This is a genomic window from Alteromonas profundi (assembly GCF_010500865.1).
Lineage (GTDB): Bacteria > Pseudomonadota > Gammaproteobacteria > Enterobacterales > Alteromonadaceae > Alteromonas > Alteromonas profundi.
This window is the reverse complement of the sequence record NZ_JAAAWN010000007.1, coordinates 1-15,076: the sequence shown is the minus strand read 5'-3', so window position 1 is coordinate 15,076 and position 15,076 is coordinate 1. Positions and strand designations below refer to the sequence as shown.

Sequence of the window (15,076 nt, the reverse complement as noted above, 5' to 3'; positions counted from 1 at the left end):
ACACTGAGAAGTTTACTTTTCAACGTGACGCACCTAAAATGCACTCCTTAGTTTACTTTTACTTAGCCAAGAGTTTAAAACCACTATGTCTCAATTGCGTAATTTCAGCATTTTAGCTGTTACTTTTTTTACTACCATTGCCCTCATTGGCTGCACATCTGAAAAAGAGGTTGCTACCCAACAAGAAGCGCCGCGCTACGTTAAACTGGCTGACGTCAGCGAAGTTACCGGCGCGGACGCATTCACCTTTCCAGCCGTCGTGTCTGCGGTTAAAACCGTAGACTTGAGTTTCGAGGTTTCTGGCCGTTTAGTTCAAATGGACCTAGTTACCGGCAGTGACATCGAAAAAGGCAAATTGCTGGCCACCATAGACAGACAACCTTTTGAGCGCCGTAAAGATGAGCAGCGTACACGTTTAGACCAGGCAAAACGTGAATTAGACAGAATTGAAAAAATGTTTGCCCAAAGTTTGGTGTCGCAAAGCTCGCTCGACTCTGCAAAAACGGCCTATGAATTAGCGGTTATCGAATTAAAGAATGCCGAGCAAGATCTTAGCTACACTGAATTATACGCGCCGTTCGATGCAAAGGTTTCCCAGCGCTTAGTGGAAAATAACAGCTTTGTGGCAGCGGGTACGCCTATTGCACGCCTTCAAGATGTTTCTAAAATCTACTTTAATATTAATGTGCCTGAGCGTTTACTTACGGCAAACTTAGGCAGAGATATCAAGCAGGCAAGTGCGACCCTTGCCACCAATAGAGATCAGTGGTACCCGGTAAACTATGTAGAGCACAGCACTCAGCCCGATCCGGTTTCACAAACTTATGAAGTTGTATTCGCTATGGAACCGCGCCCTGATTTACCGTTAACCCCTGGAGCGCGGGCGGTGGTTAAGGTTACACTTCAGGGCTCACCCTACCCTAATAGCGTAGTGGTGCCTGTATCAGCCCTTGTTGAAGATGAAAATAATGGCTTTGCCGTATGGGTTTACGATGAACAAACGGGCTCTGTGTCTAAAGAAACCGTTGACGTTGACCATATAGAAGACACTATGGCAATTATTAGCAGCGATCTGCGGGCGGGTGAAAAAGTCGTTGCTGCCGGCGCCGCGAAAATGCGCGCAGATATGAAGGTTCGCCCTTATACGGGAGAGCTGTAATTTATGGATATTGCACGTTACTCCATCGACAAACCCGTTAATATTTGGCTTATGGTGATTATTTTATTACTCGGTGGTCTAATTGCCATGAGTAATATAGGCCGCTTGGAAGATCCGGCGTTTACCATAAAGCAAGTGAAAGTATACACCGCCTACCCGGGTGCGGGCGCGCAAAAAGTAGAAAAGGAAGTGACCGAGCCTCTTGAGATTGCCATTCAGCAAATGTCGCAGCTAAAAGAGCTAAATTCGGTCTCATCGCCTGGATTGTCTGAAATTACTGTCGAAGTAGAAAGTAACTACGACAGTAGCGCCCTTCCGCAAATATGGGACGAGCTAAGAAAACGTGTACGTGATGCATCGTCTTCGCTTCCTACAGGCAGTGCCGACCCGGTAGTATTTGACGACTTTGGCGATGTTTATGGCTTGTACTACGCGTTAAGTGCGCCAGATTTCAGCCCCAGTGAGTTGCGTGAATTTGCTCGGGTAATTAGACGTGAGCTATTGACCACCGATGGCGTGGCCAAAGTGACTGTTACGGGCGTAAGAGAAGAACAAATTGTTGCCTATGTTGACCCTTATCAACTGGCTGGCCTGGGCATTTCATTTCCCGATTTAACCTCGTTATTTGAGGACAATTTGCGCCCATTTACCGGCGGCCGAGTTAAGATAGATGAAAAAAACTTACGTCTTATTGTTGAACGAGCGCCAGATAAACTTGAAGAAATATCTAATTTATCCCTGGTGATCCCTGGCACCAACCGCTCTATTAGGGTGGCTGATGTGGCAACCCTTAAGTTAGAGCCTGCGGATATACAACCTGTAAGCATTCGCTATAACGGTGAAAAAGCTCTTACCTTAGCCGTATCTGCGCTAAACGATGTAAACATTGTAGATGTTGGAAACCATGTAAACGCAAAAGTAGAGCAACTACTAAAAGCGCTGCCAGTAGGTATCACCCTTACGCCAATTTATGACCAAGCCGCTGTGGTTGATGAGTCGGTGGATGGCTTTATCAGCAACTTAGTGCTTTCAGTGCTAGTGGTAACCCTCACCCTATGCTTATTTATGGGCTGGCGCTCAGGTGTAGTAGTTGGCTTAGTATTACTGGTTACTGTTATGGGCACCATTTTAATAATGTGGCTAATGGATATTCAGCTACAGCGTATCTCATTAGGCGCGATGGTAATTGCCATGGGAATGCTGGTGGACAACGCTATTGTTGTCGCTGAAGGAATGATGATTCGCATGGCTACAGGTAATACGGCGAAATCATCGGCAAGCTTTATTGTAAAGCGTACTCAATGGCCCCTACTTGGTGCTACCGTCATTGGCATAGCCGCCTTCTCAGGCATTGGCTTATCTGACGACGCTACCGGCGAGTTCTTGTATTCCTTGTTCGCAGTAGTGCTTGTGTCTTTGTTAATGAGCTGGGTGCTAGCGGTAACCTTAGTGCCTGTCTTAGGAACCTACTTTTACCGCAAAGGTATGAAGCAAAACGACAGCAATCAGCCTTCTTTGATGCAACGTTGGTTTACCAGCATTCTCACCCACGCCCTCAAACTGCGTTGGGTAACCATTGGGGTGCTATTGGCGATAACCGTGGTAGCCTACGCCAGTTTCGGTATGGTTAAACAAGGCTTCTTCCCGCCTTCTAACGCACCTATCTTCTTTGTTCACTATTGGGGCCCGCAGGATAGGGATATACGTGCCACGGAAGAAAAAGTGAAAGAGGCAGAGCAACGTATACTTGCGCAAGATAATGTTACCGCTGTAACCACATTTATCGGCCAAGGTGCAGATAGATTTACGCTAACCTATGCCCCAAAAAGTGCCAACGAAAATTACGGTTTCATGTTGGTGCGAGTTAACGAATTAAGCAATGTGGAAGGGGTAATCAGTCGTCTTGGTCATAGCCTAGACGATATTGATTTAGACGCCAGTTTTTACTTTGAACGCATGCAGTTTGGGCCCGGCTCAGGAGCTAAATTAGAGGCCAGATTCTCAGGCCCCGACACTGATGTACTTAGACAACTAGCGGAACAGGCTAAGGCTATTATGCATGCCGATGGCAGCATCAAAGATATTCGCCACAATTGGCGTGAAAAAGGGTTTGCGGTTAATACGCACTATGACAACTATAACGCTGGTATCGCTGGTGTTTCTCATTCCGATTTTAGTCAAACCGTTCGCTATGTTAGTGATGGTCTACCCCTTGGCACCGTACAAGATGGCGACTATGCCTATAGCATAGTGGCTAAAATGGGACGTGCTGAAGACTCTGACTTACAAGCACTACGAGAAAGCCAAGTATGGTCGTCTCAGCAACGACAGTATGTACCTTTTACCCAGGTTTCTAGCGGGCTTGAAATGCTTACTGAAGAGTTGCGTATTCACCGCAGAGATAGAGTAAGAACGATTACTGTAGAGGCTGAACCTGGTGATAGTGAAACCGCGGCAAAAGCCTTTGCTAGGATACGTCCAGAAATAGAAAAAATGCCCCTACCAGAGGGTTACCAATTAGCGTGGGGTGGCGAATATGAAAGCTCTGGCGATGCTCAAAAAGCATTAGGTGCAGGCCTCCCAGTAGGCTTTTTGGTCATGTTTATTATCTCAGTACTACTGTTTGGACATGCACGTCAGCCACTTATTATTTGGTTAGTGGTGCCCATGGCAGTAGTGGGTGTGGTAACTGGGCTACTTGCCACCGACATGCCCTTCGGGTTTATGTCGCTATTGGGCTTTTTAAGCTTATTTGGCATGCTAATTAAAAACGCAATTGTGCTTATTGAGGAAATAGATCTTCAAATTGAGGAAGGGCGTGAAATTCGAAAAGCCATTGTAGAAGCAACGCTAAGCCGTTTGCGGCCAGTATCATTGGCCGCGATTACCACTATATTAGGTATGGCGCCGCTTCTATTTGATGCGTTCTTTGCTGATATGGCGGTAACCATAATGGGGGGGCTAGCGTTTGCTACCGTATTAACGCTTATAGCCGTACCCGTGCTGTATAGCTTGCTATTTAAGGTAAGTTACCGCAAAAGCGCGCACGAGGGTTAATAGACTAACAAGGTGAAACAATACCCTTTGCTTGAAGAGAAAGTAGCTTCGGGCTTAGGGTATTTTTTACCTTATTTACGCCACCTTCCACCTAACGCTTTGCTTCAACTCTCGTTTGCATAAATTTCATAATATCCCGCCACGAAAGCATACCTACGGTATGGCTATTTTTATCGACAATAGGTATACAAGAAATTTTATTGTTATTAAACAATTCAATAGCAGTAAAAATAGCACTTTCAGGATGAAGTGTGATCACCTCTCGCGTCATAATTTGATGGGCTTTTCTATCTAGCGTTGCGCGGTCTTTTTGTCGCTCACTTATGGTATCTACAAACGGGCTTATTGTTTTTAACAAATCTCTGTCAGAGATTATCCCTTGTAATTTATTGTCGTGCTCTACGACTAAATGGTGAAACCCTGTGGCCACAAACAATTCTCGTAACGACTGTAAACTGTCATCCATATGAACACTTACTACACGGCTGGACATAATATTCCCAACGCCCATTTTTACTCCTTCATTTTTGCTGTTTCATTCACGATATATCTCGATAGTAATAATACTACTCTGTTTTATCTTGCCGTTTTTGACTTTAAGCAAATCTGACGCACATACTAAATCTAAGCAAGAACAGCAGACGCTTAAAATAGGAAAGATAAGGAAGTAGGCATAAAGCGAGACAATGAAAAGAACACCACTAGACGTAGCGAAAAGGTCTATCAGGAGGTTATTTATTATAAAAAAGCCGCAGCACCATACAGGTACTGCGGCAAAGGTGTGCTAAGGGAAGCACTACGGGTTTGAACCGTTATATAAAGCCTAAAGAGGCGTTTAAAAAAAGCCCAAGGGTGAGGGTTAATTTACTGTAACCACGACTTTGCCAATAGCCTTACCGCTGGCCAAACGGTCATGCGCTTGAGCAATTTGTTCAAAAGTAAAATCTTCAGCATCGATAATAGGCTTCAATGCACCTTCATCTATAATTTTGCTAAGTATGTGCAGGATTTCGCCATGCGCTTCTCGCCCCACGTTATGGATCATTGGCAGCAACATAAATACAACGTTTAAACTTAACCCTCTAAAATGAACAGGGGACAAATCAGTTTCTAACAGTGATAACGTAGTAGATACTTGGCCGTTTAGTTTCGCTGCTGCGAAAGAATTTTGTAGATTATTTCCCCCTACCGTATCAAAAATGACATCAAAGCCTACGCCATCGGTATGCTTAGCAACATAGTCATCCACCGATTCAGAGCGATAGTCGATGTACGAGGCACCAAATGATTCAATAATGCTTTTTTGTTCATCTGAGCCGCCGGTAGCAAATACATTCGCCTTCATGTAATTTGCTAGCTGAACAGCAATATGGCCCACACCACCGGCGCCACCATGAACAAGTACGTTTTGACCTTCACTGGTAAGTGCCCGGGTTAAGCCTTCATAGGCAGTAATACCAACAAGCGGGATAGCTGCTGCTTCTTTCATTGTTAGTGCTTTAGGTTTATGCGCAATTAAGCGTACATCTGCGAGCATTTTTTCAGCCAGTGCGCCTTGTAAATCTGCTAGCCCACCCGCACATCCGTAAACCTCATCGCCTACGTTAAAATTGGTTACTCCCTCACCAACAGCTTCAATTGTTCCGGCGAAATCCATGCCTAACACGCCTGGAAGTTGCGGAGCGAAAGGAAGATCTGCACCCGACTGGCGGATCATCATATCGATTGTATTAACGCTACTTGCTGCTATGCGCACTATAACGTGGCCTGCTTTAATTTCAGGTTGTGCAATATCTGTTTGCGTGAACTGCTCTGAACCACCAAATTCGTTTATTACCATCGCTTTCATCGTTAAGCTCCTTTAAAGCCTGTTGTGTAAGTACGAATCTATAATAAACACTAGAAATGAAGATGATAATTGGGGTATAAAAGCAAACAGTTTTTAGATTTTATTGATAATAGCCATGAATATTGAACACCTTAAACTTTTTGTTCGTATTGCGAGTACCGCCAACATTAGCTTAGCGGGCCGCGAACTCAATATTTCTCCCGCTGTGGCAAGTGCTCACATCGGCAAATTAGAAGACACGCTAGGAGTGCGGTTAATTCATCGAACCACAAGAAAAGTCTCTTTAACCGATGAAGGGAAGGTATTTCTGCCCCATGCTCAGGAAGTACTCGACAGTATAGAAACCGCACAAGCGGCGGTAGGCGCAGGGTCACAAACGCCTCAAGGCACACTGCGCGTTACCGCCCCAGCATCTTTTGGCCGAATGCATTTAGTTCCGGCTATTAATGAATTTGTGAGTAAATACCCTAAGCTTAATATCGATTTTCGCTTCAGCGATAGTATTTTGGATGTAGTAGAAGGTGGCTTTGATGTGGCTATTCGAGACGCGGAATTAAAAGACTCTAATCTACATGCCAAAAAACTCGCTAACGATAAGCGTATCATCGTTGCTTCCAAAGGCTATGTAGAAAAATACGGGGCACCGAAAAACCCGCAAGAACTAAAGGATCATAAGATAGTAAACCTAACTGGATTAGAAGTTTGGGACTTCAAAACAGCACAAGGGGTTAACGCTATAAAAACCCATAGTCGCTTAAAGATGGATAACGGTGAGGCGGTGAGAGATGCGTGTATTCAAGGGTGTGGTTTGTCATTGACTGCCACTTGGTGCAGCTATTCTTACTTGGAAAGTGGCGAACTTGTGCAAGTATTAAAAGACCACCCGCTAGCCACCGATTGCGCATTATGGGCCGTGTATCCAACCAATAGGCTATTAGCTCCAAAGGTGCGTGCATTCATCGACTTTTTAGCCGAACGTTTTAGTGGCACCCCTTATTGGGATGCGCGCTTAACTGATATTGTAAGTTAGTATAGAACCACAAGAAGGCTTTATATAGGGTAGCGAACCGCCACGCTAATATTTAACCAGCATCCTGCTTTCTATGCTTTTACGTACGAAGTTTTCAATGCCCGGCTCTTGCATATCTAACGCACTATGGGCGAGATGTGGAATGGTTTTATTGTCGTAAATATTAAATATAATGCCTTCATCTATTTTCATCTTTGACTTATAAAACCACTGATGCGCAGGATTTGCGGCAACGCCTAAAATTTCGCCTTTACGATCGGGATAAATAAGATCAATACGCATCCAATCATCGTTGTTCATTGAGCTTGGGCAAATAAAACCTAATGGCGATGACATTATCGTGTTTTCTATAGGCCGCCATAAGTTTACAAACCCAAAGTGCTCTTTAGCATACGCTTGGGCCTTATGTTCACCAATAAGGTCTACCAACCGTTTTTTTATACCTGCTTCACTATAATCGTTGTGAACATTTCGTGCTGGGCGGCGAGAGGCGTTTTCATCGTCTATGCGGATAGTGTGATCGAAAACAAAAACCTCCTTTGCGCCTATTTGAGACTTTAACAGGCTGTGAATACTCTGGTTATAGGCTAATTCTTCTGACCCTGTAAACGATGCTGGAACCGGCGCTAACCCGTCTAAAAACCGAATGCCATGGTGGGTAAAAGATAATGATGAATGATGCTTACGAAGGTCTTTAACTTGAACCTGCGTGGCAACAAGCTCTGGAGAAATTAAATTTCCGTCTATGCCGTCTACATCAAACTCGAATGCTTGTACGTACGGCTTTTTGACATGGTAATTCACAGTTGCGTTCATTTAGCTACCTTCATCAAGAATATTAAACGTTACTGGGGAGCAAAGTGCTTTATTTAACACCCACAAAAACAAGACTGCGAACTATAACGACAATAAAAATATTGAAAAACCACCCATACCTTGAAGCAGTATTTAGATTATTTTGATAATAAAACTAACCCGCTTCCCCCTTAATGAAGCTTAAATAACCGTTGTAATAACGGCCTTTTATTTTCAACAAAATCTATATTCTGACTCAATTATTTGCGCATTTTTATTTTCATTCCTACGTAATATCCTTTCATCATTGAAGCGCTAAGGTAACCCCTTCTCTTGCGGCGCAGTTAATTTGGAGAGATTTCATGTCTGACATACACAACAACTTAGCAGTTGCTAACAACAGTGCACTACAACAAGCTCGCGCATTAGACTTACCCAGTCGAAACGAGATGCTTCAGCGCGCACCCGCAGTTGAGCAGTTTTGGTATAGTAATCGTCTATTACTTGAACGCGCATGGCATCAGTGGGATGAGCAAAACACAAACTTGGGACAATGGGTTAACGAGTCGCTAATAAGCGAGCCTTTACGCAATGCTATTGCTTTAGCCTGGGAAGACCCAAACAAAGAGCAAGAAGTCGCTAACTTATGGGAAGAAGTATTACCAGGCGTTTATCAGGCACAACTTTTTGACCCAGCAAAGCTTTCACTTCTGCGAGATTATCTAAGTGCGGCGGCTGACGCCAAGATTCCGCTTCGCCCACCCTATGGCATTGCCTTAAATAGAAATGGCGGCATGTTAGACAAACGATCAGAGGGCTATTTAGCAGCGCCCAGCTTTCAAGCCTTTTATAAATTGATTATGGACAAGTATATGCGTCCAATTTCGCGCATGCTATTTCCAGAATCAATGGGATTTGATTCTCAAACCTTTGGTTTCTCGATTCAATATCAAGATGGCATGGATACCTCACTACGCCCGCATACTGACGCCTCGACAGCAACAATGAACGTTAACTTAAACGTACCTGGGGAAACATTTAAAGGCTCTGAGGTTGACTTTTTTAACCCTAAAACAGGTAAAGTGACACGCACCGTATTTGCGCCTGGCGTGGCGGTGTTACACCGAGGAAGCGTTCCTCACGCTGCGCAGCCCATTACTGGAGGGAGCAGAACAAATATGGTGTTATGGTTGTATGGAGAACGTATGCAAATTCCACGGGGCACCTTGCCTACGCGCAAGGCTGATGCGAACGTTCGCTGGACCATCCCAACCGTAGAAAAAGACGATATAGCGCCGTTTTAATTTGTGGTGGCGATGCTAAATAACATTACAGCATCGGTAAGATTAACCGCTTAAGCAAAAATGGGCCACGTGACTATAGGTAACGTGGTCCACTCTTTAATTTATCGCCAACCGCAAAGAGTAAAAGTAGGCCGTGCTATCTATACTCTCACGCGTTGGCTTTGGTATAAGTCGCACCAGCCCCTACTAGTTAATAGTTTTACCCAGCATGCGTTTTAGCGTGCCATCTTTATCAATTAAATGATGCTTTAACGCACCCGCCACGTGCAGCAATAGTGCAACAATAAGCGTATAGCCAAGATAAAAATGTATAGCCCCGCCGGCTTTAGATAACGCGTAATTAATAGGTAACGTTTTCTCGGGGTCATCAACACTATAATTAGGTGCAAATATTTCTACCCCAAACACGTCTAACCCGTGCCCGCCTAACACCGACCCCATAAGACCGGAAATTGGCATAAGTAGCGTAGCGGAAATAAGTACCCAGTGCACAACTGCGGCAAGTTTACGTTCGATAGGTGTGTAGTTTGTATTTGCAGCGGCCGCCGGCCAACCGTTTTTCATTCTCCACACAACCCGCGCTAACGCCACAAAAAGCACTAAAAAGCCAAACGCTTTGTGCCAAGGATATAATTCGTAAACGTCATTTTCTGACATGTAAATACCCACTGCGAGCAATCCAATAATGGTTAGCCCTACCAGCCAGTGTAAAAGTACTGTTGTAGTTGCAAATTTATTATGGTTATCGTACTGCATGCTTTCCTCGATTTTTTATTGTGCACTGAGATGCTTGTGTCCTTTACATGCATCTAAATGGCAGACATCTCCTCGCTGACACGAGGAGCCTGATAAACGAAAGCAAATTATAGACCGAAATAAAAGGCCATGAACTTTGATTCATTCATGGCCTTTTATTTTTTGTCTTTTGTGCCCTATTCTTGAAACGACACAAAAGATTGGCAGAAAGGTTGGGTTATCGGAATTGAGCGATCAAGGCGTCCATTTCTTCAATTAGCGTTGTAACGTTTTTAGCATCGCTTGCGAATGGGTGCGGCGCAGCGAATGTATTATGATCGTTGTCGAAATACTCCCCCGCCACATGGGCAAAGCGCGAAGAAAAGGCCGCATCAACGAGAATCTGTGCACCTATATTAAGGTCGCCACCGGCGATACCGTAAGCGGTTTTCACCATTTTACTGCCTAATAGCGATTTGGGGTTAACCGCTACCATTTTAGGTCCACTTTCAGTATTTTTAGCGTATTTAGCTCCAAGGTACTGGGTCCACATCGTAATAGCCAACTTGCTTTGTGCGTAGGCTGCGCCATCAGTAAGGGGTACATTTCCTTTTAGCGCACTAAAGTTTACGGGAGATTGCGCTGCTGAGGACAAATTGACCACACGGCTTTCGCTGCCCATAAGAGTTAAAAGCGAAGTGGTAAGAATATAGGGCGCGATGGTGTTAACCATAAAACGCGCATCTAACCCGGTTGAAGTAGTAGGGTTATCCATACTAAAAACACCCGCATTGTTAATGAGTACATCAAGGTGGTTCGTTTGTGCTTTAACATCGCGCACCACCTGATAGACTTCTTCGAAGTCACTGAGGTCACCTTTCACGGTAGACAGTGAACAAGACGGATATTGTGCCTCGAGCGCGCCTTTAATATTATCCAGCTTATTCTGGTTTCTACCATGCAAAATAATGCGGTGCCCTTCTTTGGCAAGCATTTTAACTGTTTCTAGGCCGATACCGTCTGTCGCACCAGTAATTAAAATTGTTTTCAAACCTTCTCTCCTGTTTTTATAAATGCGTATCGTGCAGCCTAGAATGAAATATTGAACCTTTACCGTAACCAATAAATGCATGTGCTGATAAACGCAACCAAAAGATTGCATCTACCTTATTCACGGTGTAACACGGTAAACCTAGGATAAGAAACAGGTTACCAATGGTCGCTTTACTTGATAATATCTTTAAAACAAGAAGCACCTTCAATGAAATCTTAATAATCCCCGGTCATTTTTCTAATTGCTTATAACGGCAGTACATTATTTATAAAAACCTCCTAGCCACCGCCATAAATAAGACTTAGACTGCGGGAACAAAAATAAAAACGACAGGTATTATGCGTGCTCAATAGGAAGCCGCGTTCGACACTACACGTAAGCCAGCACATCAATTTAAAAGTATGTAGCAAGCAATACCCAGAAAAAGGTAACCGTGTAGTGAGGTACTTATTTTTATAGAAACAAGGGTTCTCAATTTAATGTCACAACAAAAAGTAGGTTTAGTGGGCTGGCGCGGTATGGTTGGTTCGGTATTAATGCAGCGTATGCAAGAAGAGCAAGACTTTACCCACATTGAACCCACGTTTTTCACCACATCGCAAAAGGGCCTTCCGGCACCTGACTTTGCAGGTAAAGACGCAGGCGTATTAGAAGATGCTTTTGATATCGAGGCATTACGTCAGCAAGATATAATTATTACCTGCCAAGGCGGTGATTACACAAAAGACGTGTATGCAAAATTGCGTGATGCAGGCTGGCAGGGCTACTGGATAGATGCGGCTTCGTCATTACGAATGGCCGATGATGCCATCATTGTTCTTGACCCAGTGAACGGCAAAGAAATTACCGAAGGAATCGACAAAGGCGTACGTACATTTGTAGGTGGAAACTGTACTGTATCTCTTATGCTATTAGCGTTAGGCGGGCTTTTTGAGCAAGATTTAGTAGAGTGGGCGTCACCAATGACCTACCAAGCGGCATCAGGCTCTGGTGCTAAGCATATGCGCGAACTTATATCGCAAATGGGCGCCATTCACAGCAATGTTAAAGATAAAATAGATGATCCCGCTACGGCTATTCTGGATATTGATCAACAAGTCGCCGAGTTTATTCGCAGCGACGACTACCCTTCAACCCAGTTTGGTGTGCCTCTGGCCGGCAGTCTAATTCCCTATATCGACTCTCAGCTTCCTTCAGGCCAAAGCCGCGAAGAGTGGAAAGCCCAGGCTGAGGCGAACAAAATATTAGGAATAAGTGATGCGCCAGTCCCTATCGACGGTATTTGCGTACGTGTAGGTGCGATGCGCTGTCATAGCCAAGCTATTACCTTAAAACTGAAACAAGACCTTCCACTTCAGGAGATTGAACGGATTCTAGCCGAGCACAACGAATGGGTGAAAGTGATCCCTAACGATCGCGACGACACCATGCAGTCGCTAACGCCCGCCACTGTTACCGGTACGCTTTCTATCCCGGTTGGACGTATTAGAAAGCTTACTATGGGGCCAGAATATATTTCAGCGTTTACTGTTGGCGATCAGCTATTGTGGGGCGCAGCAGAACCGCTTCGCCGTATGCTCCGCATTATATTAAGCCACTAGACGGTTATTGCGTTGTCAGCCTAAAGATTCTAGGTAAACCCCCAAACACCTATAAGCCCTGTTAGTTTCTAACAGGGCTTTTTTATTATATATAATCCGTAACTCAAGGGGGTTGGCTGCGGGGCAACAAAGCCGTTCTTTTCAAACGTATTCACTACCTTATCGCCTTCAAAAACGGTTAACTGCGCATTTATCTGGTTTATTAAGGCTGGTTTTATTATGCTGAGATAACAAATAAAAACAAAAACTACAGGGATCATGCTGACATGGAACCTAACTATCAGCACTACACGTTAACTGAACTATTAGACGCACTTGAAAATATAGATAAAGAAGCTTACCCCGAACGTGTACTTGAAATTCGCCAACAAATAGAAACGCTTAACGCCTGCAATAATAAAGACAATAGCGGTACTTCTGCTCGCCCACTAAACCCTGTACATGCTCAAAAATACGCTGACGAACCTCGCACATCAAACTGGTTAGTAGCTTATTGGCGAGGTCACTTTTCATTACCTATTAGCTATTGGGTGGTGGGCATTGGCGTATCAGTAATGACATACTGGTTCGACGGCTTTATTGAAACCAAGATTAACGGGGCCGGCACGCGCGTTGAATTAGGTAGCTATATATTTTTACTTTACGGGGTGTTAATTCCTGTCGTGTTATGGCAAGGCGTAGGTGTTTACCGATCTGCAAACCGTCACCCATTCAGGGGCGGATCGCTAGGTTGGGCGGGGGCGGCCAAGACTATCACGATACTTGGCGCAATTGGCTTTACCTTTAATCTATTTTCTACCGGCGTGCCAGCGTTAAAAGAAGCAGTATCATTGGTAACAGAAAAGCGAAGCTATCCCCCACTCACACTGCGGCTACTAAACCATGGCAGTGAACTTGAATTATCCGGGGGGATTGAAGTAGGAAACGAGACGCTTTTGCAACAAACGCTAGAAGCTAACCCTAACATCACCACTCTTCATCTTCATAGTATAGGCGGACGGATATTGGGCGCTGTAAGGCTGGCCGAATTAGTAGAGCAATTTAACTTAGACACGTATGTAAAGGAAAGCTGCGCATCAGCTTGTACCTTGGTCTACCTTGCAGGGAGGCAAAGGTTTATCGGCGAAGATGGCCAACTTTCCTTTCATGCAGCGAGTCTAGGCGGCAGTTCAACCCATGATGATCACCCCTTAAGCGGCACATTGCGCGAGCAATACGAAAATGCCAACGTGCCAGAATGGTTTTTAAAAAAGGTATTTAAAACGCCTAACCACGAGCTTTGGACTCCTACGCATCAAGAACTAATAAAAGCCGGTATTGTGGATGAAGTGGTAGATAGTAATGCATTTGGCTTTAGTGGCTATGGCCCGGCAGAGAACATAACAGTAGCAGATATTGAAGAAGGCCTGCTTTCCCATGCGTACATGCGCGCGATTAAGCAATATGACAACGCCACCTATCAAACCTTTGTTCAATTTAATCTTGATGGTATGCGTGCCGGAAACACGATAAACAGTATAGCCGGTGAAATTAATACGCTATTAAAATCGCGTATTAATCACTACCTCGCCCATGCCAGCGATGAGACCGCAGTTGCTTACTGGAAAGTACTCATTGCCCAAATGGAAGCCCTAGGTAAGGAAACACCGCTGACTTGCGCTTCTTTTGCCTTCCCAAGCGTGGTTCCGCTTGAATACCACTATGGCAACCAAGGCTATTTACCTCAACAACTTATCGATGCGGAATTTAGTGCACTGGCCGCGTTAGTCAACAGCTTCGAAGCGGCCCCCGTGTTACTACCGAAAGAGCACAAAAACGCGCTGGTACGCGATATTGTGGATGCAGTAAAAGCCGAAGACCCCTTATACTATGAGGTAATAAGAACCCCTGATACCTTTCTAGCTACCCCTACAATAATGTGTCAGGCAGCCATATCATTGAATAAGCTTTTTATCGCTTCCTCCATTGACGAGCGTGGCGCCCTGTTGAGGACTATCAACACTGAATAACAATGAATAGTTAGATTTTTAGCGCATTGCATGAATAGTGACTGTCCTATTTTATCATCGATTTTAGTGGCCTCGAACGTTAATTTGTGACTGTCCTATTTCGCAATTAGCCTATTTTACCATCGGGCGTAAACCTATGACTGTCTTGTTTAGTTTAAACCTATGACTGTCTTGTTTAGTTTCATTAGTTTAAACCTATGACTGTCTTGATTAGTTAAACCTATGACTGTCTTGATTAGTTCTATTAATTTGTGACTGTCTTATTTTACGGTCTTATTTTACGCCCCCCTTTTTGTGATAGGCCTATTTTACCACCGGGCGTAAAGCTATGACTGTCTTGATTTGAGTTCATATGCCGTAAGCGTACGGCTAACACATCTTTAGTTCCGTTTTAGATCGGGCATGCTATTGAAATAGCCAATCTACAACAGGATCTTAATCGTTGGATATGAAAGTTGATGTACTCGGTAGACGAACGTTCAG

Annotated in this window: 11 protein-coding genes; 6 read left to right on the top strand and 5 right to left on the bottom strand. The window is 44.3% G+C overall.

Annotated features, from left to right (window positions below):
• Positions 1–85 precede the first annotated feature (85 nt).
• Together GTH32_RS06865 and GTH32_RS06860 are read left to right on the top strand one after the other, a co-directional pair.
• Positions 86–1,159, top strand: a complete 1,074-nt coding sequence (locus tag GTH32_RS06865; protein WP_163084512.1) for an efflux RND transporter periplasmic adaptor subunit — start codon at positions 86–88, stop codon at positions 1,157–1,159.
• A gap of 3 nt (positions 1,160–1,162) precedes the next feature.
• Entirely contained in the window at positions 1,163–4,216 is a 3,054-nt protein-coding gene (locus GTH32_RS06860) for an efflux RND transporter permease subunit (protein ID WP_163084511.1), read from the top strand.
• A 91-nt stretch (positions 4,217–4,307) separates the two neighbouring features.
• Here GTH32_RS06860 and GTH32_RS06855 read toward each other — a convergent pair whose 3' ends face one another.
• On the bottom strand, positions 4,308–4,727 hold the full coding sequence (locus tag GTH32_RS06855; RefSeq protein WP_163084510.1) for a CBS domain-containing protein: 420 nt from the start codon (positions 4,725–4,727) through the stop codon (positions 4,308–4,310).
• A gap of 348 nt (positions 4,728–5,075) precedes the next feature.
• Complete coding sequence (locus GTH32_RS06850) at positions 5,076–6,065, bottom strand: zinc-dependent alcohol dehydrogenase family protein (RefSeq protein WP_163084509.1); 990 nt, start codon at positions 6,063–6,065, stop codon at positions 5,076–5,078.
• Between the two features lie 115 nt (positions 6,066–6,180).
• Between GTH32_RS06850 and GTH32_RS06845 the strand changes: the two genes are divergently transcribed.
• Positions 6,181–7,095, top strand: a complete 915-nt coding sequence (locus GTH32_RS06845; RefSeq protein ID WP_163084508.1) for a LysR family transcriptional regulator — start codon at positions 6,181–6,183, stop codon at positions 7,093–7,095.
• A 45-nt stretch (positions 7,096–7,140) separates the two neighbouring features.
• On the opposite strand, the gene GTH32_RS06840 is transcribed toward GTH32_RS06845, so the two are convergent.
• Positions 7,141–7,911 carry a CmcJ/NvfI family oxidoreductase gene (locus tag GTH32_RS06840; protein WP_163084507.1) on the bottom strand — a complete coding sequence of 257 codons (771 nt, stop codon included), beginning with the start codon at positions 7,909–7,911 and terminating at the stop codon, positions 7,141–7,143.
• Positions 7,912–8,252: 341 nt separating this feature from the next.
• Here GTH32_RS06840 and GTH32_RS06835 point away from each other — a divergent pair, with 341 nt between their 5' ends.
• A complete protein-coding gene (locus GTH32_RS06835) occupies positions 8,253–9,194 on the top strand; it encodes a 2OG-Fe(II) oxygenase family protein (protein WP_163084506.1) in 942 nt (313 codons plus the stop codon).
• Between the two features lie 186 nt (positions 9,195–9,380).
• Here GTH32_RS06835 and GTH32_RS06830 read toward each other — a convergent pair whose 3' ends face one another.
• The gene (locus tag GTH32_RS06830; protein ID WP_163084505.1) at positions 9,381–9,950 is read right to left on the bottom strand and encodes a cytochrome b; all 570 of its coding nucleotides are present in this window, start codon (positions 9,948–9,950) and stop codon (positions 9,381–9,383) included.
• 217 nt (positions 9,951–10,167) lie between these two features.
• Positions 10,168–10,980, bottom strand: coding sequence for an SDR family NAD(P)-dependent oxidoreductase (locus GTH32_RS06825; RefSeq protein WP_281360020.1), 813 nt, complete (start codon positions 10,978–10,980; stop codon positions 10,168–10,170).
• Between the two features lie 482 nt (positions 10,981–11,462).
• Here GTH32_RS06825 and asd point away from each other — a divergent pair, with 482 nt between their 5' ends.
• Both asd and GTH32_RS06815 read left to right on the top strand, forming a co-directional pair.
• A complete protein-coding gene (gene asd / locus GTH32_RS06820; protein ID WP_163084504.1) occupies positions 11,463–12,584 on the top strand; it encodes an aspartate-semialdehyde dehydrogenase in 1,122 nt (373 codons plus the stop codon).
• Between the two features lie 266 nt (positions 12,585–12,850).
• A complete protein-coding gene (locus GTH32_RS06815) occupies positions 12,851–14,593 on the top strand; it encodes a COG3904 family protein (protein WP_163084503.1) in 1,743 nt (580 codons plus the stop codon).
• Positions 14,594–15,076: the final 483 nt, after the last annotated feature.

What these genes read in the sequence shown, in the direction of transcription:
- GTH32_RS06865 (WP_163084512.1), top strand. Translation starts at nt 86, where the DNA reads ATGTCTCAATTGCGTAATTTCAGCATTTTAGCTGTTACTTTTTTTACT.
- GTH32_RS06860 (WP_163084511.1), top strand. Translation starts at nt 1,163, where the DNA reads ATGGATATTGCACGTTACTCCATCGACAAACCCGTTAATATTTGGCTT.
- GTH32_RS06855 (WP_163084510.1), bottom strand. Translation starts at nt 4,727, where the DNA reads ATGGGCGTTGGGAATATTATGTCCAGCCGTGTAGTAAGTGTTCATATG.
- GTH32_RS06850 (WP_163084509.1), bottom strand. Translation starts at nt 6,065, where the DNA reads ATGAAAGCGATGGTAATAAACGAATTTGGTGGTTCAGAGCAGTTCACG.
- GTH32_RS06845 (WP_163084508.1), top strand. Translation starts at nt 6,181, where the DNA reads ATGAATATTGAACACCTTAAACTTTTTGTTCGTATTGCGAGTACCGCC.
- GTH32_RS06840 (WP_163084507.1), bottom strand. Translation starts at nt 7,911, where the DNA reads ATGAACGCAACTGTGAATTACCATGTCAAAAAGCCGTACGTACAAGCA.
- GTH32_RS06835 (WP_163084506.1), top strand. Translation starts at nt 8,253, where the DNA reads ATGTCTGACATACACAACAACTTAGCAGTTGCTAACAACAGTGCACTA.
- GTH32_RS06830 (WP_163084505.1), bottom strand. Translation starts at nt 9,950, where the DNA reads ATGCAGTACGATAACCATAATAAATTTGCAACTACAACAGTACTTTTA.
- asd (WP_163084504.1), top strand. Translation starts at nt 11,463, where the DNA reads ATGTCACAACAAAAAGTAGGTTTAGTGGGCTGGCGCGGTATGGTTGGT.
- GTH32_RS06815 (WP_163084503.1), top strand. Translation starts at nt 12,851, where the DNA reads ATGGAACCTAACTATCAGCACTACACGTTAACTGAACTATTAGACGCA.